At 62.5% G+C, this 23,789-nt stretch carries 19 protein-coding genes; 6 read left to right on the forward strand and 13 right to left on the reverse strand.

Annotation, left to right across the window (positions count from 1 at the left end; all coding sequences use genetic code 11):
* Window positions 1-67: 67 nt before the first annotated feature.
* Together AC2ETI_RS07100 and AC2ETI_RS07105 are read left to right on the forward strand one after the other, a co-directional pair.
* A complete protein-coding gene (locus AC2ETI_RS07100) occupies window positions 68-523 on the forward strand; it encodes a DUF6069 family protein (protein WP_019745239.1) in 456 nt (151 codons plus the stop codon).
* A gap of 13 nt (window positions 524-536) precedes the next feature.
* Window positions 537-1,505, forward strand: coding sequence for a TIGR00341 family protein (locus tag AC2ETI_RS07105; protein WP_019745238.1), 969 nt, complete (start codon window positions 537-539; stop codon window positions 1,503-1,505).
* Window positions 1,506-1,507: 2 nt separating this feature from the next.
* Here the strand turns inward: AC2ETI_RS07105 and AC2ETI_RS07110 are convergent, their stop codons facing one another.
* From AC2ETI_RS07110 to AC2ETI_RS07165, 12 genes are all read right to left on the reverse strand, one after another.
* Window positions 1,508-2,188 carry a 3'-5' exonuclease gene (locus AC2ETI_RS07110; protein ID WP_290286905.1) on the reverse strand — a complete coding sequence of 227 codons (681 nt, stop codon included), beginning with the start codon at window positions 2,186-2,188 and terminating at the stop codon, window positions 1,508-1,510.
* A 122-nt stretch (window positions 2,189-2,310) separates the two neighbouring features.
* Complete coding sequence (menC, locus tag AC2ETI_RS07115; protein WP_483633713.1) at window positions 2,311-3,444, reverse strand: o-succinylbenzoate synthase; 1,134 nt, start codon at window positions 3,442-3,444, stop codon at window positions 2,311-2,313.
* Window positions 3,434-4,255 carry a GNAT family N-acetyltransferase gene (locus AC2ETI_RS07120; protein WP_029256203.1) on the reverse strand — a complete coding sequence of 274 codons (822 nt, stop codon included), beginning with the start codon at window positions 4,253-4,255 and terminating at the stop codon, window positions 3,434-3,436. Before AC2ETI_RS07120 ends, menC begins: the two co-directional genes overlap by 11 nt.
* Window positions 4,233-5,396 carry a M20/M25/M40 family metallo-hydrolase gene (locus AC2ETI_RS07125; protein WP_483633714.1) on the reverse strand — a complete coding sequence of 388 codons (1,164 nt, stop codon included), beginning with the start codon at window positions 5,394-5,396 and terminating at the stop codon, window positions 4,233-4,235. Before AC2ETI_RS07125 ends, AC2ETI_RS07120 begins: the two co-directional genes overlap by 23 nt.
* Window positions 5,393-8,752, reverse strand: coding sequence for a serine hydrolase (locus AC2ETI_RS07130; RefSeq protein ID WP_483633715.1), 3,360 nt, complete (start codon window positions 8,750-8,752; stop codon window positions 5,393-5,395). The genes AC2ETI_RS07125 and AC2ETI_RS07130 overlap by 4 nt, the downstream gene beginning before the upstream one ends.
* Window positions 8,749-9,540, reverse strand: coding sequence for an ABC transporter ATP-binding protein (locus AC2ETI_RS07135; protein WP_020970730.1), 792 nt, complete (start codon window positions 9,538-9,540; stop codon window positions 8,749-8,751). Before AC2ETI_RS07135 ends, AC2ETI_RS07130 begins: the two co-directional genes overlap by 4 nt.
* Window positions 9,537-11,417, reverse strand: a complete 1,881-nt coding sequence (locus AC2ETI_RS07140) for a dipeptide/oligopeptide/nickel ABC transporter permease/ATP-binding protein (RefSeq protein ID WP_020909058.1) — start codon at window positions 11,415-11,417, stop codon at window positions 9,537-9,539. Before AC2ETI_RS07140 ends, AC2ETI_RS07135 begins: the two co-directional genes overlap by 4 nt.
* Before the next feature lies 1 nt (window position 11,418).
* On the reverse strand, window positions 11,419-12,432 hold the full coding sequence (locus AC2ETI_RS07145; RefSeq protein ID WP_019745232.1) for an ABC transporter permease: 1,014 nt from the start codon (window positions 12,430-12,432) through the stop codon (window positions 11,419-11,421).
* A 61-nt stretch (window positions 12,433-12,493) separates the two neighbouring features.
* A complete protein-coding gene (locus AC2ETI_RS07150) occupies window positions 12,494-14,095 on the reverse strand; it encodes an ABC transporter substrate-binding protein (RefSeq protein ID WP_483633716.1) in 1,602 nt (533 codons plus the stop codon).
* Window positions 14,096-14,322: 227 nt separating this feature from the next.
* The gene (locus tag AC2ETI_RS07155; protein WP_134999050.1) at window positions 14,323-15,927 is read right to left on the reverse strand and encodes an ABC transporter substrate-binding protein; all 1,605 of its coding nucleotides are present in this window, start codon (window positions 15,925-15,927) and stop codon (window positions 14,323-14,325) included.
* Window positions 15,928-16,071: 144 nt separating this feature from the next.
* Window positions 16,072-17,673 (reverse strand): PucR family transcriptional regulator, encoded by a 1,602-nt coding sequence (locus AC2ETI_RS07160; protein WP_037120543.1) that lies wholly within the window; start codon window positions 17,671-17,673, stop codon window positions 16,072-16,074.
* Window positions 17,674-17,722: 49 nt separating this feature from the next.
* Complete coding sequence (locus AC2ETI_RS07165) at window positions 17,723-18,637, reverse strand: SDR family NAD(P)-dependent oxidoreductase (RefSeq protein ID WP_269576914.1); 915 nt, start codon at window positions 18,635-18,637, stop codon at window positions 17,723-17,725.
* Window positions 18,638-18,737: 100 nt separating this feature from the next.
* On the opposite strand from AC2ETI_RS07165, the gene AC2ETI_RS07170 reads away from it, so the two are divergent.
* Both AC2ETI_RS07170 and AC2ETI_RS07175 read left to right on the forward strand, forming a co-directional pair.
* Complete coding sequence (locus tag AC2ETI_RS07170) at window positions 18,738-19,355, forward strand: TetR/AcrR family transcriptional regulator (protein WP_020970727.1); 618 nt, start codon at window positions 18,738-18,740, stop codon at window positions 19,353-19,355.
* A gap of 302 nt (window positions 19,356-19,657) precedes the next feature.
* Entirely contained in the window at window positions 19,658-20,809 is a 1,152-nt protein-coding gene (locus AC2ETI_RS07175; RefSeq protein WP_007731382.1) for a magnesium and cobalt transport protein CorA, read from the forward strand.
* A gap of 88 nt (window positions 20,810-20,897) precedes the next feature.
* Here the strand turns inward: AC2ETI_RS07175 and lppU are convergent, their stop codons facing one another.
* Entirely contained in the window at window positions 20,898-21,515 is a 618-nt protein-coding gene (gene lppU, locus AC2ETI_RS07180; RefSeq protein ID WP_483633717.1) for an LppU family putative lipoprotein, read from the reverse strand.
* Between the two features lie 109 nt (window positions 21,516-21,624).
* Here lppU and AC2ETI_RS07185 point away from each other — a divergent pair, with 109 nt between their 5' ends.
* On the forward strand, window positions 21,625-22,671 hold the full coding sequence (locus AC2ETI_RS07185) for an ATP-dependent DNA ligase (RefSeq protein ID WP_483633718.1): 1,047 nt from the start codon (window positions 21,625-21,627) through the stop codon (window positions 22,669-22,671).
* Entirely contained in the window at window positions 22,671-23,711 is a 1,041-nt protein-coding gene (ligD, locus tag AC2ETI_RS07190; RefSeq protein WP_483633719.1) for a non-homologous end-joining DNA ligase, read from the forward strand. The genes AC2ETI_RS07185 and ligD overlap by 1 nt, the downstream gene beginning before the upstream one ends.
* The last annotated feature ends 78 nt before the right edge of the window (window positions 23,712-23,789 follow it).

Raw genomic sequence — 23,789 nt, forward strand, 5'->3', positions numbered from 1 at the left:
GGGCCGTCCCGAAACGCATACAGTTCGGAAGGACAGCCCTATCCGGTATCGGTGAAGGAGTCTCTCGATGAGCCAGTTCCAACCAGACAGTCCGGCGACTCCCGCCGTCAATGCAAAACGACTGTGGGCGGGCGGGGCCGCAACTGCGCTCGTCGCGGCCCTGGCCGCGGTCGTCGGACTACTGATCGTGCGGGGAATCCTCGACACTCCGGTCATCACACCGGAGCGGATGCCGGGGAATTCCCAAGCCGGCTCGCTTGCTCTCAGCGCCGCGATCGCAGCGCTGGTCGCTACCGCACTTCTGCATGCGTTGATGGTGTCGACGCCACGTGCGTCGAACTTCTTCGCGTGGATCGGAATCCTCGCAACGATCGCCACCGCGCTGTGGCCGTTCACGATCGCAGCGACCACCGCATCGCGAGTCGCCAGCGCCGCAATCTACTTCGTCGTCGGCATCGCGATCGTCTCGTTGCTCACTGGGGTCGCAGGGTCAGCGCAGACCACTCGCCGTATCGGCGTGTGACGGAGTATCGACCGTGAACGGGGTGGTTCCGCAAGCACAACGGCGCACATTGGCGGAGCTCGACGAAAAGCTCAATTTTTCGGTGGGGGACCGAGATTCGAAGCGATCCGCCTTCTGGGTGATGCTGACGCTGTCTGCCGTGATCGCCGTGGCCGGTGTCGTGGGCGATTCCACGGCAACCGTCATCGGGGCGATGATCGTCGCTCCCTTGTCGACGCCGATTCTCGGGGTCGGGCTGGGTATCACAACTGGCCAAGGCGCTTTGGTCGGGCGGAGCCTGGTCTATGTGGTCGGTGGTATCTGCCTCGTCGTCGTATTGGGTGTCGCGTTCGCTCAGGTATTGCCGAATCCCTCCAACGTGCTGACCAATTCCCAAGTGCTTGGGCGTACTTCGCCGACGTTGATGGACTTGACGGCGGCACTTGCGACCGGTTTGGTCGGGGCCATCGCGATCGCGCGCAAAGATGTCGGCGACGTACTTCCCGGTGTCGCCATTGCAATTTCGCTTGTCCCACCGTTGGCGGTGGTAGGTGTCTGTCTCGGCTCGGGGTCACCGAGTTTGGCTGTGGGCGCGTTTGTACTGTTCACATCGAACGTGGTTGCCATGATCATCACTGCGACAGGCGTGTTCGTCGCAGCTGGGTACGCGCGCGACGCCGGGATCTTGAAGACGTCGCGGCGGCGGGCATACCTCGTGCTTGCCGCTCTGTTGATCGTCGTCGCGATTCCGATGGTCGGCAACTCCCTGTCGTCGTTGTGGGCGAGGCAGATCGGGAGCGCGGCGCAACAGTGGCTCGCAGACACTCCGGGAGCCGAGGTCACCGATGTCACCTGGCAGGGCAGCACCGCCACCATAGACGTGCTCGGCCCGGAAACCCTTCCCCCACTGGATGAACTGGAGGCGTCGATCGACGCGCTGATTCCGTGGAACCCGGACGTGCAGATCGTCCATACCGTCGGGACGAGGATCGCGGCGGGGTGAGGTCAGGCGATAACGCGAATCGGCCACTGACCGTTGACGTCTCCCACATCCCGGCCCTGGCTGAGTAGGTACTCGGCGAAATCACGCTGGCGCTCGGCGTGCCAATCGGCTTGATCGACCATGAGGTCGAGCCCCAGGAGGTCGGGGAACCGCACGGCCAACTCGCGGGCCAACGCCGCCGCCGCTTTGGCATCGGCCTCGGCTTCGTGCGCCGACTCCAATGAAATTCCGTAGTGCTCGCACACAGCCGCAAGCGTTCGCTTGCCCTTGCGGAACGTATCCATCGCCCGATCGATCACGTACGGATCAATCACCAACCCGGGAACGAATGCGGGCTTGCCGATGCGCAGACCCTCGGCATGCATGACCGTCAGATCATAGGAGGCATTGAACGCCACGACGGCGTGATCGCGCGCCCAGGAATTGTGCAGAGCATCGCGAATCTCTTCGTAGCCCTCGGCGTAGTTCTGGCCGTGCCGCGCCGCGTACTCGGTGCTGATTCCGTGAATAGCCGAAGCGTCGGCGGGGATATCGACGCCGGGATCGAGTAACCACGTGCGTGTTTCGACATCCGAACCGTCGATGACCGCGACGCAGGCACTGACGATGCGAGCATTCGACGGATCCCGCCCCGTGGTCTCGAGGTCGAACGCGCAGATCGGGCGATCGGACCAGCTACTCATCGGGGGCCTTTCGGTGCAGAACGTCATGTCCGAATCACTATGCACCTCCCTACCGACAGAAACGACGAACAGCCACCTCCGCCGGGTGAAGGTGGAGGTGGCTGCTGCGTGACTGTGTGGACCTACAGAGTCTCGGTTCCGACCGTGAAGCGATCCATGACGTCTTCACGTGGAGTCACACCGAAGCCCGGTCCCTGCGGCACGGCGATGTGGCCGTCCTCGATGACAAACGGTTCGGTGATGTCTTCCTTGTAGAAGCGATCGGACGCCGAGATGTCGCCGGGCAGCGTGAACCCGTCCAGCGCCGCGAGGGCCGCGTTGGCGGCGCGGCCGATTCCGGTCTCGAGCATTCCGCCGCACCACACCGCGATACCGTGTGCCGAGGCGAGATCGTGGATGCGCTTGGCTTCCAGATATCCACCGACACGGCTCGGCTTGATGTTGATGACCGAAGCGGCACCGAGCGTGATGGCATCCGCCGCATCCTTGGCCGACTCGACCGACTCGTCGAGGCAGATCGGAGTCGAGAGGGACTGGGCGAGCTTGGCGTGCTGCACCAAATCGTCCTCGGCCAGCGGCTGTTCGATGAGGAGCAGTGCGAATTCGTCCAGGCGACGGAGCAACTGCGCGTCGACGAGGGTGTACGCGGCATTTGCGTCGACCTGCAGAGGAACGTCGTAGCCGAACTCCTTGCGCACCGCAGCCACGGGAGCGATGTCCCAGCCCGGCTTGATCTTCAGCTTGATTCGCACGTACCCCTGCGACAGATAGTTGCCGACGGTCTCGAGCAGCTGAGGGATGCTGTCCTGGATGCCGACGGACACTCCCGAGGGAACTCGCGTGCGAGTGGCACCGAGGTACCGAGCGAAAGACTGTCCGCGAGCGCACAATTCAGCATCGAGAATTGCCATTTCGATAGCCGACTTGGACATCTGGTGACCCACGATGTGGTGAAGTACGCTGCCGACCGTCTCGGCCGAGAGCGGCTGATCCGACTGCGACTTACGTAGCGTCGGAACGAGATACTCGCGAAGCATCGCCCGCGCACCAGCGGTGTACTCCGAGTTGTAGTACGGATCGCTCAGCGAACCGCACTCGCCCCAGCCGACAGTCTCCACCGGACCGTTGGGGCCGTCGGTGGTGCCGCTCACCTTCAGGACGAGGGTGTTGCGCTCGAGCTGGGTGCTGAATGACGTGGTGAAGGGGGAGACGAGAGGGATGCGCAGTTCGCGCAATTCGACGGACTCAATGTGCATGGACTTGCTCTTCTCCGGTTGTCTCGCAGATTTTCGTGAACGTGTAATAGCCGCTGGGGTCGAAGCCGGTCGATTGCCATTCCTTCGAGGCGATCAATGGTTCGAGGTACTCGCGAAGCGCGTGTCGCCAGGCAAAGGCAGAGGCGCGGTCGACTGTTCTCAGATGCTCTATGTCTCGGGGTATTCCGACTGCGATATCGATGCAGTCGGGCGGGATCGGGAGCATTCGAGGCGTACCGTCCTCGGTGGGTTGAAGCACCTTGAATGTATCATTCACGGCCACAGCAGAACTCGGAGATCCATCGACGTCGAGATCCCAACTGACGAGCATACGATCGCTGGCGTCGCCTGCGTTGATGCCGTCTGCCATCGAACCGTAGAAATCCGGGTTGTATTCGGTCGGTGCGGCACCGAGACGCTGAATGTTGAAATAAGCATTTCGTGCGACCAGTGGATCGAAGGTCCACCGGATCGTCCTGACACCGCGCTCGATGCACCAGTCTCGCTGATGATGCTTGAGGGCGCGGCCGATTCCCTTGCCTGCGTGTCCCGGTAGTACTCCGGCGATGTGTGAGTGCAGAACCTCGCCGAGAGGCTCGACGAAGAATCCGACACAACCACCGATCATTTCGCCTTCGGAAAAGGCTCCCACCACGTAGTGACCACCGTGATGAAGCGCAACCAACATCGCCGTGCCGAAATGAGCCGGTCCGGGACTGGTAGCCCAGATCTCATCGAAAACGGCGGAAAGATCGGCTATTTCGCGATTGTCGACCAGCTCTCGAAACTCAACCGCTTTGCTTTTCGACACGAGGGCCCCCTTCAGACGTGATCGAACGAATAAGGCCCGCAACCAACGCCGTCCTCGGAGCGATTGCGGACACGAGCGCATGCTCGGTCTCGGCGTGTGCACCGCCGCCGACGCCACCGAGGCCGTCGAGGGTGGGGATACCGATACCGGCAGTGAAGTTTCCGTCCGAGGCTCCGCCTACGGCGAGCCCGACGGGAGGAGTCAGATCATGCTCGAGCGCAACACGTTCCGCCAACGCCAGCAACGGTGCGGACATCGTCGCTTCGAGAGGTGGACGGTTGACGCCGCCCGAGACCGTGACTACGGCTTCGGGGTGGATTGCCTGCAGGGCTCGGATATTCGCATCGACCCGTTCCTGCTCGGCAGCGCTGGTTGCGCGCACGTCCACATCGACAAAGGCTTCTGCCGGAACGGTGTTGGTGGTGGTTCCGGCCGAAATGACAGTCGGGGTGACGGTGGTTGCCTGCGCAGGCGAGGACAAGTCGTTGATCGCGATCACGAGACGAGCCAGTTCTACTGCAGCGTTGATGCCCTTTTCCGGCTCCAGCCCGGCGTGCGCGGCGCGACCGGCAACATGGATCCGATACAGCGACACTCCCTTGCGGACAGTCTTCAGTTCGCCGCCGTCACCGCCGGCCTCGAGAACCAGTACCGCGCCCGCCGCGAGTTCCTCGATCAGTGACCGCGACGTGGGCGAACCGATTTCTTCGTCACCGGTGACCAGGAGTGTGATTCCGTCGAGTGCATCGTCGCCGTGCAACTCTCGGACGATGGCGAGGGCGTGGATTGCCTGAACGACACCAAGTTTCATGTCGAGGCCACCCGGACCTCGAAGTGCGCCGTCGGTGACCGCTGCGGGTAGGCGCGTCAGGGTTCCGATCGGCCACACGGTGTCGTGGTGACCGAGCAGCATCAGCCGCGTCGGTGAGCTGCCGAAACGGGTCACCAGATGGGTTCGGCCTTCCGTCACTATCGACTCCGGTGTCACTCCGAGTCGATCGTGGACAAGGTCTGACGTCCACTTCGCGCTTCGGGCAACAGCTTCGAGATCGTGCGACGGCGACTCGACTTCGATGAGCGCGATGGCGTCCTCGAGGATCTGAGGAAGTTGGCGCGCGGCCAGATCGCGGAGAATGGTCATCGGTTGTTCACTCGCGGATACGCGCGGCTTCCGACGTGTAGCAATTGTGTACTCCCGTTGTCGGAGAAAGTGATCCGGATCCAACCCGCTGATTGAGGTAGTTGGGTCGCGAATACTCCAGGCTGAACTTCGATCAGGCTGAGAGAGACGGACTCTGCGCTTTCGGCGTTGACCGAAGGGTCGATGTGGTCAGTGCGGCGGGCCGTCAAGGAACTCCCGGTTCTTTCCAGGACGAAATCGGCAGCAGCATCGCGGTACAGACCGCACAGCGCATCGAGTTCCTCAGGTGAGGACGTGGTGCGGGTGGCGGGGTCTCCAGGCGAAAATGCCGGTGTCACGGCGACGCCGCCGATGGAACCGATCACCTCGGCGAGAAGGTCGCCCGAGAGAGCGTCCATCGCACCGCCGTTGGCCATCAGGACTACCGCAATGCCGCAGGACGGGACCACCCGCAAGAAGGACTGCTGTCCGAGGGTTCCACCGTTGTGGCCATGCGCCAGCACCCCGTCCCAATTGTGCAGCAGCCACGTGGTTCCCATGATGTCTGCAGATGACACCTCTCCGATCTGGCGGCGCTCCTCGAGCATCGCCAGATGGGTGGACCGCTGAAGCAGAATCGGATCCTCGCGCATCGAATCCTGCGCGAACAGAAGAAGGTCCTCGGCGGTGCTGTTGATGAGACCGGCGGGGCCCATCGAGCGAGGGATGAGGAATTGTGGTGTCTGCGCGAGATTGTCGGCACCGCCGACATGCCCGACCGCAGCGCGGTGCAGTGCCGTCTCCTCGGGCAAGGTCGTGGTCTTGGTCAGGCCGAGAGGCTCGATGATCCGCTCACGCAGAACCGCGTCCCAACTCTTGCCTCGGAGAACCTCGATGATTCGTCCGGCGATGACGAAGCCGGTGTTGCAGTACGACCAATCGGTACCGGGTGCGAAGAGCTGCACCGTCGATGTCAGGGCTGCGACGTATCGCTCGACGCAGTCGTCGCCGCGTCCGCCGTCGATGAAGACGTCACCGTCGATGCCACTGGTGTGAGTCAACAGGTGGCGAGTGGTGACCGTTTCAGTGGCTACCGCGTCGGCAACTGCGAAGCCCGGCAGAATGTTCCGGACAGGCGAGTCGAGGTCCAGTAATCCTTCTTCGACGAGTTGCATGATCAGGGTGGCCGTCCAGACCTTGCTGATCGAACCCATCTGGAACAACGTGTCGGGAGTGGCCGCGACACCGGTGCGGGTACTGACGACACCGGACGTCACCACGGTGCGGTCGAAACCGCTGCGGGTAGTGGTCAGAATTCCGAGCGAAGCACCGGGTACCCCGTACTTCGCGCTCAGGGTGTCGAGTCGGTACTGCCAGTAGTCGGGATCGACCGTGGTCAGTGCCGGCGTAGGCGAGAGATGACGTTCGATCCAGTCGACGAGACGGGTGCTGTAATCCAGACGGTGGGAGGGTCGACCCGTCAGCACAAAGGCATGCGACGCGCCCGGGAAGACCACCAGTTCGGTCGGGGTGCCGGCCAAACGCAGTCCACCGAACCACTGTTCTGCCTGGTTGACCGGGCAGCGGACGTCGCTACCGCCGTGAAGTATCAGCGTCGGTGTCGTCACCTGGGAGACTCGCCCCAGCGGCGAAAGTTCCTGTACCCGAGATGACTGCGGGTCGAATTCGACCGTCTGCAGCAAGATGCCTTCGTCCGAGGGGCCCGCCGTGTTCGCGATGTCGCAGACAAGGCCGCCAGCGACTGCGACGGCAAACCGATCGGTGACGGACGTCAGGGCGCACGTCATGAATCCGCCGTAACTGTAGCCCGTGAGCACCAGTTGCTTCGGATCGGCCATCCCTTCGGCGACAAGGGTTTCGACTGGTTCGAGCAGGTCGGCGCGATCCGCCTCACCCCAACCGTCACGCACACCGTCGAAGAACTCGTTGCCGTAGCCGTCGCTTCCCCGCGGATTGATCATCAAGACCGTGTATCCGAGCGCGACCAGTTCCGCGTGGTACGCGTGCATCGGGGTGGGTGTACCGGTCCAGGCATTGTGTGGTCCGCCGTGGACGTCCAGAACCAGTGGACCGGCGCCCGTGACGTTCGGGTCGCGCAAGATCCAACCCTGAACACGGGTGCCGTCGCTGATGTCGAACCAACGCTCGGAGGCGACTGGAAACGCGACGGAAGTTGTCAGTTCCGTGTTCAATTCGGTGACGGTTTCGACTGCACGAGTCTCGAGGTCGATGACGGCGACCTCACCGAAGGACGTCGCCGTTGCAAGCGCGACGACGGCCTTCTCGGACGTCAGGGCAAGACCGAAGACCACTGTCTGTTCTCCGGTGAGAAGTGTTGAGACGGAGCCTGATCCGAAATCGACCTTGTGCAGTTCGGTGGAGCCGTGGTTGCGGATGCAGAAGACGATGTCGCCGTCGGCGGTGAAACACGGTGCGCCACCGGGATAACCGGTCCCGCCAGGCATGACGTTTCGGTCGAGTTCGGATGTCAGACTGCGGTCTTCCACTCGCTGGTCGCGGTGCAGGACAAGAAGTTCGTTGTTGTGAATGATCGGCGTGTGCCAACCGACTGCTACGACGGCGTCGCCGACAGGTGTCCACGTAAGTGGTCCGGCGATGCCGCGTGCGTGCCCCAGCATCCGCGGAGCCGAGGCGAGATCAGTCAGCGATACGGTCCACGCGGAGCTCGCCCGTGTCAGATCGGCATTGCCGTCCATCGCCGCGGTGAAAGCAAGTTCGGTGCCGTCGGGGCTGTACGCGGGATGCGAAGCGTCCCAATCGCCGTCCGTCAGTTGCCGAAGCGAGCCGGCGGCCAGATCGAACTCGAACAAGTGCGCCCGAACGCTGCCCCGGACACCGGATCCGTCGACCTTGTAGTTGAGGCGTTTCGCCACCAAGAGGTGTGACGATCCGGCGGCAGTGCGGTCGACCGGGGCACTGAAGGCGATTCGAGCACCGTCGGGAGAGAACACTGGTGCCCCAGCGCCGAGCGGGAGCTGCGCCGTGGTGGTCATCTGAACGGCGGGCCCGCCGGTGGCGTCGACCTTCCACAGTTGCGGTGTGCCCGAGGAATCCGGCCGAACGAAGACCAACAGCGTGGAAACGGGATGCCATGCCGGCGAGGTGTCGGCAGGTCCCGCGGTGAGCTGTAGTTGCGGGGAAGCCAACCAGATCGAGTGCTCGTTGGTATCCGCGGCCGGATTCGCTTCGGTACGTACGTATGCAATGCGTCCCGACGCTGAGACGGCGATGCTGGTCGGTGTGACCACGGACGCGTAATCCTGGATTCTCGCCGAACGACGTTCTTCGGCACGGGCTACGGCAGCGGGGGAGTCGAGAGTGGTCGGCGTTGTCATTGGAACATCGGCTCCCCGAAGGTCGGGATCGCGGACAACAGCTTTGCCGTGTACGGCTCCTTGGGCGAATCGATCACGTCGAGAACCGGCCCGTGCTCGACGATTTCGCCGCCGAGCATGACTGCGACGTGGTCACAGACATAGCGGATCACCGCCAGGTTGTGGCTGACGAACAGAACCGTCAGACCTAACTGCTTCTGCAGATCCACCAACAGATTCAGAACCGCGCCCTGCACGGACACGTCCAGAGCGGAGGTGATTTCGTCGGCAAGCAGAACTGCCGGTGCGGCTGCCAAAGCCCGCGCGAGGGCAACGCGTTGGCGCTGACCACCAGACAACGACGACGGGTATTCGTGCGCCTTCTCCACCGGCAGTTGGACGGTGGTGAGGAGTCGAGCCACCTCGGCAGCGCGGTCGCCGCGGTTGCGGCGAGCTTTGTCACGACGCTCGGTGGACCGCAGCGCCTCGGCGAGTGACTGGCCGATGGTCATTCGCGGGTCGAGGCACGAGTACGGATCTTGGAAGACCATCTGGATCCGGTGGCGCAGACGAGCGGTCGCGCCGCGGGCGTGAGCGACGTCCACACCGTCGAGAAGGATCTGGCCGGAACTGGGCTCGGCCAAGCCGACAGTTGCTCGCGCCAGTGTCGACTTTCCGGAACCCGATTCACCGACGAGACCGACCACCGATCCGGAGGGGATGTCGAGATTGATGTTCTTGACGGCGTGGAATTTTTTCGAACCGCTACCGAGGTGGACGTTGACGTCACGGAATTCGAGCCTGCTCATCGGATCTCCTCTGCAACAGCCAACAGTTCTTCCAACTCGATGTCGGCGGTGCTCTCCTCGGCGTCGAGGCTCTCCACCTGCCAGGCTTCGTCGACGGTGGCAAGCGGCTTGTCGCGATCGGTGCTCATGGTGGGGACCGCGGCGATCAGCGCGCGGGTGTACGGATGCTTTGCACGACCGGCGATCAGATCGTCGACTGCGATGTCTTCGACGATTTCGCCGGCAAACATGACCAGGACACGGGTGCACATGCCGGTGATGACGGCCATATCATGCGAGATGAGAAGGATTGCGGCGCCGGTTTCCTCGCGAACCTCGTGGAGCAGCCCGAGAACCTCACGCTGAACGGTCACGTCGAGCGCAGTGGTGGGTTCGTCCGCGATGATCAGAGCGGGCTTGCCCATCAGACCCATGGCGATCATCGCGCGCTGACGCATACCGCCGGAGAACTCGTGGGGGTACTGCTTCGCACGCCTGGGCGCGTCGGGGATCTTGACGGCGTTCAGTCGCTCGACTGCCGCCTTCTTCGCGTCGACCTTGCTCATACCTTCGTGGAGCCAACCGATCTCGGCGACCTGGTATCCGACCTTGAGAGACGGATTCATGGACGACATCGGATCCTGGAACACCATCGCCATACGTGTGCCGAGTTGGCGGGCAACCTTGCGCGAAGCCGCGTTGTCCGGCCGCTTCCCGTCCTTCATCAGCACGGTGCCGTCGAACTCGATGAGCCCGGCGTCGACCACGGTGGGGTGGTCGGTCAGCTGCGCGATTGCCATGCAACTCAGTGACTTTCCGGAGCCGGATTCACCGACGATGCCCACGGTTTCGCCGCGATGAACTGTAAAACTGATGTTGTCGACGGGGCGACGCCAGTCGTCACCCGCGGGGACTGCGACGGACATGTTGCGGACGGTGAGAACTGCGTCCTCGTCACTGGGCGCCGAATCGGCCTGGGCAGTTTTCCGGTTGATCGGCTTCCACTTCGGCAGGCGACTGCTGATCGGGCTGCGAACTCCCGCGCCGCGAGCAATGGCCTCGCCGAGCAGCGTGAAGGTCAAGCCGGCGAGCACGACGGCGATGCCGGGGGCAAGCGCGGTGGCCGGGTTGACGAAGATCTTCGACAGACCTTCGTTGAGCATCCGGCCCCAGTCGAATGCAGGCGGCTGAATGCCCAAGCCGAGGAACGAGAGTCCGGCGAAGACCACCAGGCCGCTGCCGACAGCGATGCTGGCATTGACGATGAGTGGTTCACGGATATTGGGGAGAATGTGGCGGAACAGCAGCCCCGGCTTGGTGACCCCGAGGATGCGTGCTGCGTCGATGAAGTCGCGTCCGTTGACCGACGAAGCCAGTGCGTACGTCAACCTCGCGAACGGCGAGGCCAGGGCGAGGCCGATGGCGATCACCGCGCTGCCCGCACCCTGTCCGAGAACGACCAACAGGAAGATCGCGAGGAGCAGTCCGGGGAATGCGATGGCGAAGTTGAGGAATGCCACGACCATTCGTCCGACCCAGCGGGGAGCGAGCGTCGGGAGCGTACCGAGTATCAGGCCAATTGTGACACCGAGTGCGACGGCTCCGAGAGCCATGAGCACCGACAGTCTCGCGGCGGTCATCGTGCGGGCGAAGACGTCACGCCCGCCGGCGTCGGTGCCGAAGATGTGCTCGGAACTCGGTCCCTGAGAGAGTGCCTTCGGGTTGGCTGCGACAGCGGCGTCACCCCAGATCATCGGTCCGAAGATGACGAGGGCGATCAGAGCGGTCAGGAAGGTGAGGGCCAGGATTCCCAATGGGGTGCGGAACGTTCCGACGATCCAGTGTCGTCGCGGGGGCGTCTTGGGGGCCGCAGTGGGGGCCGTAGGTGAGGTGCTCAACTCAGTTCTCCCGAATTGTGGATCGTGGGTCGATGAGAGCGAGCACCACGTCGACGATGAAATTGATGAGAAGGACGATGGCGCCGTAGATCACGACCAGTGTCTGGGCGAGCGGGTAGTCCTTCTCGGTGATGGACTTGACCAGCGCCATGCCCATGCCGGGCCAGGCGAAGATGCTCTCGATGAGCACGGTGCCGGCAATCAGACCACCCAGGAGGAGTCCGGCGAGCGTCAGCGTCGACGTCATGAGGTTGGGCATTGCATGACGGAAGTAGATTCGTGCCACGGGCATTCGCTTGGCGCGCGCCGTACGGATGTAGTCCATGTCCAACACGCCGAGTGCCTCTGCACGGACGATGCGCGACATCGAGGCGATGGCACCGATCGACATGGCCGCGACCGGGAGGATGTAGCTTTCCGGTCCACCTCGGCCGGCGACGGGCAGAACAGGGAACGTGACGGCAAAGAGGTAGACCAGCGCCGTACCGAACATGAACTCGGGGATCACGGCGATGGTGCCTGACGTTGCGGTGTAACCGATCTCGACTCCGCGTCGTCGACCGTTGCGGGTCAGTGCAGCGAAGATGAGGCCGATCGGAATGCCCAGTAGCAGCACCGTGACCACTGTGAGTACAGCCAGTTCGAGTGTTGCAGGGAGGCGGGACGCGATCACCTCGAAGACCGGAGTCCTCAAGGTGATCGAGTCACCGGGATTCCCGCTCAGCAACCCGCCGACGAATCGGAAGTACTGCTGCCACAAGGGAAGGTCGTAACCGAGCTGAGACCTCGTTGTCTCGACCAGTTCGACCGGTGCGTTCATTCCCAGAGCCAACCGAACCGGGTCGCCCGGAATCAGTTGGAGCATCAGGAACGCCGCAGTCACCAGCGCCCAGAGTGAAATCACGAAGGTGCCGAAACGACGCAGAAGATATGCGGGCCAGCTGTCGGACTCGAGCCACTTTGCTCGAGCCTGAGGCGCCGCTTCTGGTTTCGCGGCTTCAATAGTTTGACTCATGGGCTGTCTTTCCGGAGGGCGGGATGCTGGGGCGGGAAGATATTCAGAGTGGGCGGGCGACCTACTGGTAGAGGCGCAACGCAGAACCGTTGAGCGACTTACCGAATGAGAGTCCAGCCTTGTTGAAGTACACGTTCATAACTGAATCCGAGAACGGCACAGCGGAGATCGTCTTGGTGAGCTCCGACTCGGCGTCGGCCCAAGCGTCGCAAGCGTCGCTACCGGTCAGACCGGAAGCCTTGGTGGCTGCTGCTTCGTACGCGGGGTTGCTTGTCGACCCGAAGTTCTTGCCTGCAGCGGGAACCGGACCGGTGAAGTAGGCGGTGAAGGTGCTGGGCAGCGAGGAGTTGATCTGGACCCAGGCGATGTCCCAGGCAGAGTTGTCCTTGCCGCTCAGGATGACGTCGATGATCTTGTTCGAGTCGCCGCCGATCACCTCGACGTTTGCGCCGAGTTCGGACCACGCCGACTGAGCGAGTTCTGCTGCTGCGTTGCGCGGATCGTCTGTGCCGTCGTACACGAGACGGAGATTGAGCGGCTTTCCGTCCTTGCTTCGCTTGCCGTCAGAACCAGCGGTCCAACCTGCAGCGTCCAGTGTTGCCTTGGCGGCAGTGAGATCGAAGTCCGGAATGTTGCCTGCGACGGAGTCGTAGACGCAGGCGCGCGGTTCGACGGCGACGAGACTGGTTGCCCGGACTCCGTGTCCGGCAGTGATGACCTGAGTGAGGTCGTCGAGATTGACCGCCTGGATCAGGGCCTTGCGCACTGCGGGATCGCTGGTGGGATTACTCGCGATCTGGTTGAAGTACATCTGACCGGAAGGCAGCGGACGGCCGACCGAGTCCAGATTGGCTGCCGCGACGCGGTCCTTGTCCGGACCGGCGATCGGAGCTGCATTGAGTTCACCCGAGAGAAGCTGGTTAGCGGCGGTGCTCACGTTCGGCGACATCGCGGCGATGACCGTCTTGGGGACACCCGGGGTGTCGGAGGTCGTGTCGTCGGGGCCCCAGTTGTAGCCCTCGCGACGCTGGAACGTGTAGTGATCGTTGGCGGCGACTTCGGTGACTTCGAACATGCCGGTGCCGAGCGACTTCTTGTTCGACGCTGTCGGATCTTTCAACCCGGCCTCGCACAGGATCGGCAGGCGACCGACGTTGAGAAGCAGGAACGGGCTCGGCGCCGGAGTGGTGACCGTGACGGTGCGCGCTGCAGCGTCGGCGGTTGCAGTGGCACCGGTCGGAACGGAGGACCCGCGCAACTGTGAACCGTTGTCCGGATTGGCCACGAAGTTGATGTTGTCCGCGACGGTCTGGGAAGTCAGCGTGGATCCGTCGGTACAGGTCACCCCTTCGCGGATGGTGAAGGACGCCGAGGTCGGGGTCTCTTCCCACTTCTCGGCCAACCACGGTCCGACTTCACTGGTATCGGGATCCTGGTAGACGAGGTAGTCATAGGCCAAACGCGACAACTCTGCGGTCGCCGACGCTGCCGACATGATCGGGTTGAGTGCGCCCGGATCGGCCTGCAGGGCGAAACGGAAGGTCCCGTCCGTGGCCGGTTCACCGCCACTGGCGCCCGAGGACGTGCCTCCCGAGCCACAAGCAGACAACACAAGCGTGAGCCCTGCGGCTGCCGCAAGTGTTGGATAGGAGCGGTGTTTCATGGTGCCTCCGGGATGGAGCTGGGGCCCGAGCGAAAAACGTGAGGGCGCGATTGAGTGTTGACTGCTAAATCTTGGCGCATGACGTGACGCGCATCTCTGTCGATCCTCACGAAAATCGGGTCGATTTTCGTCCGATCCCACGAAAACCGCCTGGATCGGTGAATACCTGTCCGTATACCGACAGCGACCGGCGAAACACGACGATTTCCCCGGTCGCTACCGGCGGTCTACTGGTACAGGCGCAGGGCCGAACCGATGAAATTGCGGCCGAATGCAAGACCCGCATTGTTGAAGTAGAGAGTCGTGATCTTGTCGGCAAAAGGTACCGCCGAGTTTGCTTTGATGATCTCGGACTCAGCGTCTGCCCAAGCGGCACAAGCGTCCTCGCCCGTCAGCCCGGAAGCCTTGGTGACGGCTGCGTCGTAGGCCGGGTTGGAGATCGACGCAAAATTCATTCCCGCAGCGGGCACAGGACCGGAGAGGAAGGGGACCAGCATGCTGGGCAGCGCGACGTTGATCGGCTCCCAGACAACATCCCACGCCGTGTTGTCCTTGCCGCTGAGTGCTACATCGAGAATCTTGTTCGAGTCGCCGCTGGTGAGTTCAACGGTGGCGCCCAGGTCGTTCCACGCGTTGACCGCGACGTCGGCGGCAGCATCGGTCGCGTCACCGAACGTCTCGTACACCATCCGAATTCGGAGCGGTGTGCCGTCCTTGCTGCGCTTACCGTCCGCGCCGACCTTCCAGCCCGCAGACTCGAGAGTTGCTGCGGCTGCACTGGTATCGAAGTCCGGCAGGTTTCCGGCGACAGAGTCGTAGATGCAGGCCCGCGGTTCGATGGACACCATCGTGGTCGATCTGGTTCCGCGACCGGCCGTGAAGATCTCGGCGAGGTCGTCGAGATTGAGAGCCTGGATCAGAGCCTTGCGGACGGCAGGATCGCTCGTCGGATTGCCGGGACTGTGGTTGAAGAACATCTCGCCCGCCGGAGCAGGCTGCTTGACGGTGTCCAGGTTCGCGGCGTTCATGCGATCCTGGTCGGGGCCCGAAACTGCTGCGGCATTCAGATCACCGGACAACACCTGGTTGGCCGCTGTGCTGTTGTTCGTGATGATGGACGCGACGACATTCTTGGGTACTCCAGCCGTATCCGAGGTGGTGCCGTCCGGTCCCCAGTTGTAGCCGTCGCGCCGGACGTAGGAGTAATGATCGTTCGCGACTGCCTCTGTCATCTGGAACATGCCCGACCCGAAGGTCGTCTTGTTTGCCGCCGTCGGGTCCTTCAACCCGGCCTCGCACATGATCGGTATTCGCGCCAGGTTGAGAAGCAGGAACGGAGAGGGCTCCGGAGTCGTGACCGTCACTGTCCGCGTCGCCGGGTCGGCGGTGGCGCTCGCAGTTGCCGGTGCGTACACCCCGCGGAGAGCAGATTTGTTTGCTGCGTTGGTGATGAAATTGACGTTGTCGGCGACAGTCTGGGCAGTCAGAGCGGATCCGTCGGTACAGGTGACGCCGTCGCGAATGGTGAAGGACGCGGAAGTGGTTGTCTCTTCCCATTTCTCGGCGAGCCAGGGCTTGGTGACACCGGTATCGGGATCCGGGTGGAGCAGATAGTCGTAGCTCAGACGCGCCAGCTGGTGCGCCGGCGATGCGGCCGTCATCAGCGGATTCAGAGCGCCGGGGTCGGCCACGAGAGCCAATTTGAAGGTGCCGTCCGTGACGGGTTCACCCGAACCCGAACCCGAACCCGACGAGCCACCCGATGAGCACGCGGTCAGGGCAAGAACGGTGCCAGTTGCCGCAGCCAGCAGTGCGTAGGACCGTTGTTTCATGGTGCCTCCGGAAGGTGTAGTCCCGCCCGAGTGACGCGAGGTCTGTCGGGTCAGGAGCAATAAACGATTGCTTGAATCCTCACCCAACAAAAGGAGGAGAACATCGTCCGGATTTACGAATGTTTCGTGAGACTTGGTAGATCGCTACAACGCTGTCGGATAGAAGAGACGAAGCTGGAGCATCAGGCTGAATCGAGTTTCCGGATCATCGAGATCGATTCCGGCAATCCCGGCAAGCTTCTTGAGGCGGTATCGAAACGTGTTGACGTGGATGTGAACCAACGACGCGGCCGCCGGAATGTCGCCGAACGTGTCGAGCCAGGCTCGAAGGGTGTCCACGAGGTTGATGTCGTGAGTGCGGTCGTACTCACGCAGTACCGCGAGCGGACCCGACGCGGTCTCGTTCTCGTCCGCCAGGGCGTCGGAGAGGCGCAGAAGTAGGGAATTGATCTGCACGTCGTCGGCGCGCGCGACGGTCCGGCCCGAGGAATTCCACGTCGACCTCAGAACGCGAAGCGCTCGGTCGGCTTCGTCGCGTGACTTCTCCAGCGTCATCACGTCGGCCACTGTCGCACCGATTCCGATGACCACCGACTTTTCCGAACGGGAACGGTCTGCAAACTCCGACGCGATCCGACGCACGTAGTCGTCGTCGGTCTGGTGCCGGGTGTGTGGGATGACGGCGTAGACGGTGCCACCGATCGCTGCCGCCACCGACAACGGAAATACTTGGTCGAGATAGGTATTGAGTGTCAGGGCCAGTTGATCGACGTCGGCTTCGGCCTCCAACGATGCGCCGGCGCCGCTACGGAAGCCGGCCGCAAGTACGTTTGCTTTCGAGCGGCCGTAGCCCAGTCGCTCGGCCGCTTCCTTGGCCGAAGTGCCGCCACTCAGTAGCGTGATCACCTCGCCCAACCTCAGCCGTCGTGCGGAATCGGCGGCCAGCTTGGCGCGAAGCAAACTCATCGCGGCTACCCCCGCCGCCTCGACGAGCGTTTTCACCTGCAATTCGTTCGGCTCCTCGTCCAAGATCACCCAGATCGAACCGAGGATCTGGGATGCCGCATGTATTCGCATGCCGACCCGGGGCCTGATGCCCGGCCCGATACCCGGTAGAAATACCGGCAGGGTAGAGCCGTAGATCTTGTTGAAGTACCCCATTGACCTGAGCCGGTCGGAATAGTGCTGCGGCACTTGATGTCCGAGGACGCTCTGCTTACGTGCCTCGTCGCCGAAGGCTTGATCCGCCGAAAACGCGAGGATCCGGCTCGACTGATTCTCGATGGTGACCGGGCCGTTCAATACCTGAGCGATCGAGTTGGCAAGATCGAACAGGTCGGCGTCGGCGGCGGACGTGCGGTCCCCGTTGTTGCCGGATTCGAGGATCTCGTTGATCAGCGACGCACTTTGCAGCCAGCTTGCATCCTTGACCATTCCCAGTAGTGCGATATCGGCTTCGGCGACCGCCCGTGCGACGCTTTCGTCGACGGCCAATGGCTCCCTGACGATCAGCGCGACGGCTCCGGCCGAACCGTATTCTTTTACTGCAGTGGCAATGTCGGCCGACTCGGCCAGTCCTGCGCCGAGCACGACGGCGCCCGCACTGCCTTGCGTGACTCCGGACCCTTCGTGCAGGGTCACTCGGCTGACAGTGCGGGCGTCGTCGACGGTGTCGCCTCCGCTGAGGAACGTCATTCCCAGTCTGTCGACGATGTCGACGATCGAAACTCCCGTTGGTGTGGTCACCACCACACCTTAGGGGGAGCAGGATCGATCAGTTGGCTGGTTGCCCTGCTCAGTTGGCAGGCTGCTCGGCTACAGCTTTCTCGACGAACCGGCGGGTCTGATCGAACGCCGCGGGCACCTGGACGGAATTGGTCATGTCACTGATCTCGGACCACCGTTCGGCGACGACCTCAGGGGAGAGTGCGCCTTCGGGGATGTACACGCCCTGCGACTCTTCCATGCGAGCGATCGCGAAGACACCGGCACCAGCGCTGAGGATGGTCTTGGTCGGTGCGTCATCGGAGACCATGAACAGTGCGCCGGGTGAAATCGATTCGGGTGCAAGCAGAGCGAGAGTCTTCTCGTCGAGGAGGTCTTCGGTCATGCGGGTCGCGGCGGTCGGGGCCAGCGAGTTGACGCGGATGCCCTTGCGTTCGCCCTCGATAGCGAGAACGTTCATCAGGCCGACGACGCCGGACTTCGCGGCGCCGTAATTTGCCTGGCCGAAGTTGCCGTAAATTCCCGACGCCGACGTGGTCATGAGGATGCGTCCGTAGTTCTGTTCGACCATGTGCGGCCAGACTGCCTTGGAACAGATGACGGAACCCATCAGATGCACGTCGATGACTTTGCGGAAGTCGTCGAGCTCGGCCTTGATGAAGGACTTGTCGCGCAGGATTCCGGCGTTGTTGATCAGGATGTCCACGCGGCCCCACTTGTCCAGGGCCGTCGCGACCATGGCGGCAACGGCGTCGACGTCGGTGATGTCGCAGTGGTCCGCGATCGCCTCGCCACCCAACTCGACGATTTCCGCCACTACCTTGGCTGCTGCGGTATCAGCGCCGCCACTGCCGTTGACCGAGCCACCCATGTCGTTGACGACGACGCGTGCGCCGCGTGCGGCGAGGGCCAATGCATGCGAACGGCCGAGTCCGCCGCCTGCGCCTGTGATGATCGCTACCTTGCCGGAAAAATCCAACGACATTGGAAAACCTCTCTGATCTGGGATACTACTCAGTATTACTATGCGATAGCGTGGAAACAGTCAAGGGCCGGCAGGCAGTGCGAATGGGAGTGGAAGTCGAATGAGTAGTGATCTTCCGGACGTGCGATCCGCGATCATCACCAGCGCCGCCGACGCCTTTGCCGAAGACGGTTACGCGGCCACGACCATGGATTTGCTGGCCGATCGAATCGGGGCCACCAAAGGTCTTGTCTACTACCACTTTCGTTCGAAGTTCGACATCTACCTGGCAATCTACGAGCGCGGGATGAGCCTGCTCCGCGCGGAGGTCGAGTCTCGGATCGACGGGGCAGACAGCGGCCTCGCGCGTCTCGAAGCGATGTCGCACGCCCACCTGGTCAATCTCATGACACATCTCGGGTACCACCACACGATCCACCAAGGTGTCCGGGGCCAGATGAACTCCGCGCTCAAGCCGAGGCAACAGCAAGTCCTCGTGGAACTGAATTCGCTGCGACTCGACTACGAGAATCTGTTCGTCGACGTGATGACCGAAGGTGTCGCGGATGGTTCCATTCGTGCGAGCTCGCCGCGAATGGCGGCAAAAGTACTCCTCAGCAGTCTCAACGGCATCGACCTCTGGTACCGAAGGCGTGAAGGGCAGACTTTGGCGGAGACGGAGTCGTTGGCGGACCAGATCGTCGAACTCTTGATCGGCGGATTGCGCGCTGCGAACTGACTGAAAGCTGCATTCGTCGAGCGGGTTTCCTCCGACCGGTTCGTGCTGTCCTGCGGCTTGTCGTTCGGTTTGTCCCGCTCTGACAGTCGGGGTAGCATGTTGGCGTCGTGCGCGGACTTGCGTAGGAATTCAGGGAAGAGGAGGTGTGGCTGTAATGCGTGGCCAACCTCCGAGTACCAACTGAAGCTGTAGCCGCCCGGGTTGTTCCGGTATTTTGCTGCAGCTTCATCGTGTGTTCATCGGCTTCGGCTTTGCTGTGAAGCAAGCGTCGTCGTTCACTCTTCCCTCGAAAGCTGTTCAGCATGCGCGAATTTCGTCGTTCACGGTCGGTACTGCCACGTCGTTCCGCGGGTCTCGGTGACTCACATCCCGGGCACTCGCGTGCCGCACGCACCGTCGTCAAGGCTGCCCCGCCCGAGGCGGTGGCGCCCGTCGAATCGACCGTCGTCAACAGTGGCGTGTACCGCGACGGCGAGCGGATAGCGTCGCCGTCCACGCTGGCGGAAGCACTGTCATGCCTTCCGGATTCGCAGTCGATGGCGTGGATCGGGATGTACCGGCCCGATGACGCCCAGTTGTATGCCGCTGCACAGCATTTCGATCTCCACGAGCTGGCGGTCGAGGATGCGATTGTCGCGCACCAGCGCCCGAAGCTCGAGCGCTACGGCAAGACACTGTTCGTGGTCCTGCGTGCTGCGCGGTACCGCGACGAGACCGAGCGGGTCGAATTCGGCGAGTTGCACATCTTCTGTGGTCCGAACTTCATTCTGACCGTCCGTCACAGTGAATCGCCGGATCTCTCGGCGGTGCGGACTCGCATGGAGAACGATCCTGACCTGTTGCGGTTGGGTACCGAGGCCGTTCTCTACGCCATTCTCGACGCAGTCGTCGACGGGTACGCCCCGGTGGTGGCCGGCCTGCAGAACGACATCGACGAGATCGAAACCGAAGTGTTCAGTGGCGATCCCGGAGTTTCGCGCCGCATCTACGAACTGACCCGTGAGGTGATCGAATTCCAGCGGGCGACTCGTCCGCTGCTGGGGATGCTGCGTGGGTTGTCGGCAGGATTCGACAAGTACCACACGGACGAGGAACTCCAGCGTTACCTCCGCGACGTCACCGACCATGCGACGACTGTGGTGGAGCGGGCCGACGGATTTCGTCAGTTGCTCGGAAACATCCTCACGGTGAACGCAACTCTGGTGTCGCAGAACCAGAACGAGGAGATGCGCAATCTGACGCAGGCGAGTTACGCGCAGAACGAGGAGATCAAGAAGGTCTCGGCGTGGGCGGCAATTCTCTTCGCGCCGACGCTCATCGGAACCGTGTACGGAATGAACTTCGACGACATGCCGGAACTGCACTGGCACTTGGGCTATCCGTTTGCGCTCTCGATGATGTTCTTGACGTGTGGAAGTCTCTACACGATCTTCAAACGTCGGGGCTGGTTGTAGAAACCGCCGGCTGTAGAAAGCGCTGTGCGCCTTGCCAACCGAGATCGGTTGGCAAGGCGCACAGGTGTTTTTCGGGAGGGCGCTCGAATCAGAGCGTTGCGACGCAGACCGTGAACTTACGTTCCGGGTGCTCGAATCCCGAGTCTGCCCCCGAACCGCATTCGTCGATCGACGTGGAGTTCTGCAGGATTTCGACGACCTCGACTACATTGGTGCCGCTGGTATCCGAGCATTCGATGCGGGTGGGCTCATCCATTCCGCTGCCGAGGTCCATGCATCCGCCGACTACCCAGTCGACGTCGAGACAGACAGCGCCCTGCTCGTCACCCGCGAGGGTCTCGTAGTAGTACGAGTCGACATCGGAGGCACACTGGTCGGAGGTGGGAACCTTGGCGACCACCTTGTAGTTGGAATCCTTGCTACCGCAGTCCGCGTTGTCGATTTCCGCGGCCGTCGTGGTACCGCCGAGTTTGACGCAATCACCGATCGACACGTCGATGTCGACGTCGCCGCCGTCGTCGGAGCCCTCCTGGCCGGTGATCTTCGAGGTGGTCGGGGCCGCGGAGGTAGTGGTCGAATCGGCAACCGAGGAAGACGATTCCGCAATGGCTTTCGGCTCGATGTCGGAACCGCAACCGACGGTGAAGGCGGCGATTGCAGAAGTTGCGATCACCGCAGTGCAAAGTCGCCGGACGATTCCGGACATAAGGACCCCTTTGTTGATTCTTGGATAATTCTGTTGGTTCGTAGATTGTTCGGGACCTATTCCAATACATCGGTAGTCGAATTGCCAACCGGACTGTCAGTATGGGTAGGTGGAGCTACCCCTGATGCCGCCGCTTGCCCCGATGCTCGCGAAGGCTGCGGCCACTGTGCCGCCTCAGCCCGAGTCCGGTGACCCGACGTGGTCGTACGAGCCGAAATGGGACGGATTTCGAGCAATCATCTTTCGTGATGGTGACGAAGTGGTACTCGGGTCGCGAGGAGGAAAGGACTTGGCGCGGTACTTTCCCGAGGCGGTGGAAGCCGTCAAGTCTGAATTGCCCGAAAAATGTGTGGTGGACGGAGAACTGGTGGTTCCCCGTGAGATCGACGGTGTGACGCGCCTGAGTTGGGAAGCGCTCTCCGAGCGGATTCATCCCGCCGCGAGTCGCGTCGCATTGTTGTCGGAACAGACGCCCGCGCAATTTGTCGGGTTCGATTTACTGGCGCTCGGGGATCGCGACGTCTCGATCGAGGACTTCGGTGTGCGACGTGCGTTGCTCCTCGATTGCGTCGGTGGCGGGCCGAGTTGCCACGTCACTGCAGCGACGGCCGACAGCACCGAAGCAATGGCCTGGTTCGAGACCTTCGAAGGCGCGGGTCTCGACGGGGTTGTCGCCAAGAAGCTGGCGGGACCGTACCTGCCGAACAAACGCGAGATGATCAAGGTGAAACACGCCAGGACCGCGGATGTCGTACTGCTGGGCTACCGTCCCCACAAGAGCCAGCCGGGTATCGGGTCGATGCTTCTTGGTCTGTACGACGGTTCCGAATTGAAGATGGTCGGTGGCGCTTCTGCTTTCACCGCGGCGCGGCGGATCGAGTTGTTGGCCGACCTCGAACCGTTGCGCCTCGGGGACGACGTAGTGGCCGAGGGGGAGGCCAGCCGGTGGAGATCGGCCGCAGACCGCTCCTGGATTCCGCTTCGTCCTGAGCGGGTGCTCGAAGTGGCGTACGACCAGATGGAAGGGGAACGCTTTCGACACGCCGCGCGGTTCCTGCGCTGGCGTCCGGACAGGGTGCCCGACGAATGCACATTCGATCAGTTGGAGGTTCCGGTGCGATACGACTTCGCGGATGTACTTGCAGGCGGTAAGTGATGGCGAGCCCGGCAGAGGAACTGGACGTCGACGGGATCGCGGTCCGGTTGTCGAGCCCGGACAAGATCTACTATCCGCAGTTGGGTGAGGACGGCGGAACCAAGCGGCATCTTGTCGAGTACTACCGAACAGTGGCACTGCAGGGTGCAGCGTTGCGTGCGCTCCGAGATCGGCCCACACATCTTCAGCGGTTCCCCGACGGCATCGAGGGCGAAGAGGTCTACCAGAAGCGGCTTCCGGCGAAGCGGCCAGAGCACGTCGAATCCTGCGAGGTCACGTTTCCGTCGGGTCGCAAGGCCGACGTCCTTCGAGTGCGCCGTGCTGCGAACATCGTGTGGGCTGCCAATCTCGGTACCGTCACGTTTCATCCGTGGGCCGTGCGGTGCCCGGACACCGACCATCCGGACGAGCTCCGCATCGATCTCGATCCGCAACCGGGGACCGGGTTCGACGAGGCCGTAGCGATAGCGGACGAAGTCCTTCGTCCGCTACTCGACGAGTTGGGATTGGAAGGATTCCCCAAGACTTCCGGTGGCCGAGGCCTTCACGTCTACATCCCGCTCGAAGCGCGCTGGGATTTTGTCGAGGTCCGTCACGCGGGTATCGCGCTTGCTCGCGAAGTCGAGCGTCGTAGTGCCGACCGCGCCACCACGGCATGGTGGAAGGAAGAGCGGGGGGAGCGAATCTTCATCGATTTCAATCAGAATGCCCGCGACCGGACCATCGCGGCGGCGTACTCAGCCCGTAAGACTCCGATCGCAACAGTGTCGACGCCGGTGACCTGGGACGAACTGCGCGACGTGCATCCGGACGACTGCACCATTGCCACGGTTCCCGGCCTGCTCGCCGACCGTGGTGATCCGATGGAAGCGATGCACGACAAGGCCTTTGCCCTCGACGTTCTGCTGGAGATGTGGGAGAGGGATCTGGCGGCAGGACTGGGCGATCTGCCGTACCCCCCGAACTATCCCAAAATGCCCGGTGAACCCAAACGTGTTCAACCGAGCAAGGACCGAGATAGGAAGAACAAAGACGGGTAGCGTCAGAGGCGGACATATCGGGTAATTCGATTAGACGTCGAATGTACGGTCACGTCGAATGCACTGTGGGGGTTGGAT

The sequence above is a fragment of the Rhodococcus sp. MurmanLake-1 genome, from assembly GCF_056945715.1.

What these genes read in the sequence shown, in the direction of transcription:
- AC2ETI_RS07100 (WP_019745239.1), top strand. Translation starts at nt 68, where the DNA reads ATGAGCCAGTTCCAACCAGACAGTCCGGCGACTCCCGCCGTCAATGCA.
- AC2ETI_RS07110 (WP_290286905.1), bottom strand. Translation starts at nt 2,188, where the DNA reads ATGAGTAGCTGGTCCGATCGCCCGATCTGCGCGTTCGACCTCGAGACC.
- menC (WP_483633713.1), bottom strand. Translation starts at nt 3,444, where the DNA reads ATGCACATTGAGTCCGTCGAATTGCGCGAACTGCGCATCCCTCTCGTC.
- AC2ETI_RS07125 (WP_483633714.1), bottom strand. Translation starts at nt 5,396, where the DNA reads ATGACCATTCTCCGCGATCTGGCCGCGCGCCAACTTCCTCAGATCCTC.
- AC2ETI_RS07130 (WP_483633715.1), bottom strand. Translation starts at nt 8,752, where the DNA reads ATGACAACGCCGACCACTCTCGACTCCCCCGCTGCCGTAGCCCGTGCC.
- AC2ETI_RS07135 (WP_020970730.1), bottom strand. Translation starts at nt 9,540, where the DNA reads ATGAGCAGGCTCGAATTCCGTGACGTCAACGTCCACCTCGGTAGCGGT.
- AC2ETI_RS07145 (WP_019745232.1), bottom strand. Translation starts at nt 12,432, where the DNA reads ATGAGTCAAACTATTGAAGCCGCGAAACCAGAAGCGGCGCCTCAGGCT.
- AC2ETI_RS07150 (WP_483633716.1), bottom strand. Translation starts at nt 14,095, where the DNA reads ATGAAACACCGCTCCTATCCAACACTTGCGGCAGCCGCAGGGCTCACG.
- AC2ETI_RS07155 (WP_134999050.1), bottom strand. Translation starts at nt 15,927, where the DNA reads ATGAAACAACGGTCCTACGCACTGCTGGCTGCGGCAACTGGCACCGTT.
- AC2ETI_RS07165 (WP_269576914.1), bottom strand. Translation starts at nt 18,637, where the DNA reads ATGTCGTTGGATTTTTCCGGCAAGGTAGCGATCATCACAGGCGCAGGC.
- AC2ETI_RS07170 (WP_020970727.1), top strand. Translation starts at nt 18,738, where the DNA reads ATGAGTAGTGATCTTCCGGACGTGCGATCCGCGATCATCACCAGCGCC.
- AC2ETI_RS07175 (WP_007731382.1), top strand. Translation starts at nt 19,658, where the DNA reads ATGCGCGAATTTCGTCGTTCACGGTCGGTACTGCCACGTCGTTCCGCG.
- lppU (WP_483633717.1), bottom strand. Translation starts at nt 21,515, where the DNA reads ATGTCCGGAATCGTCCGGCGACTTTGCACTGCGGTGATCGCAACTTCT.
- ligD (WP_483633719.1), top strand. Translation starts at nt 22,671, where the DNA reads ATGGCGAGCCCGGCAGAGGAACTGGACGTCGACGGGATCGCGGTCCGG.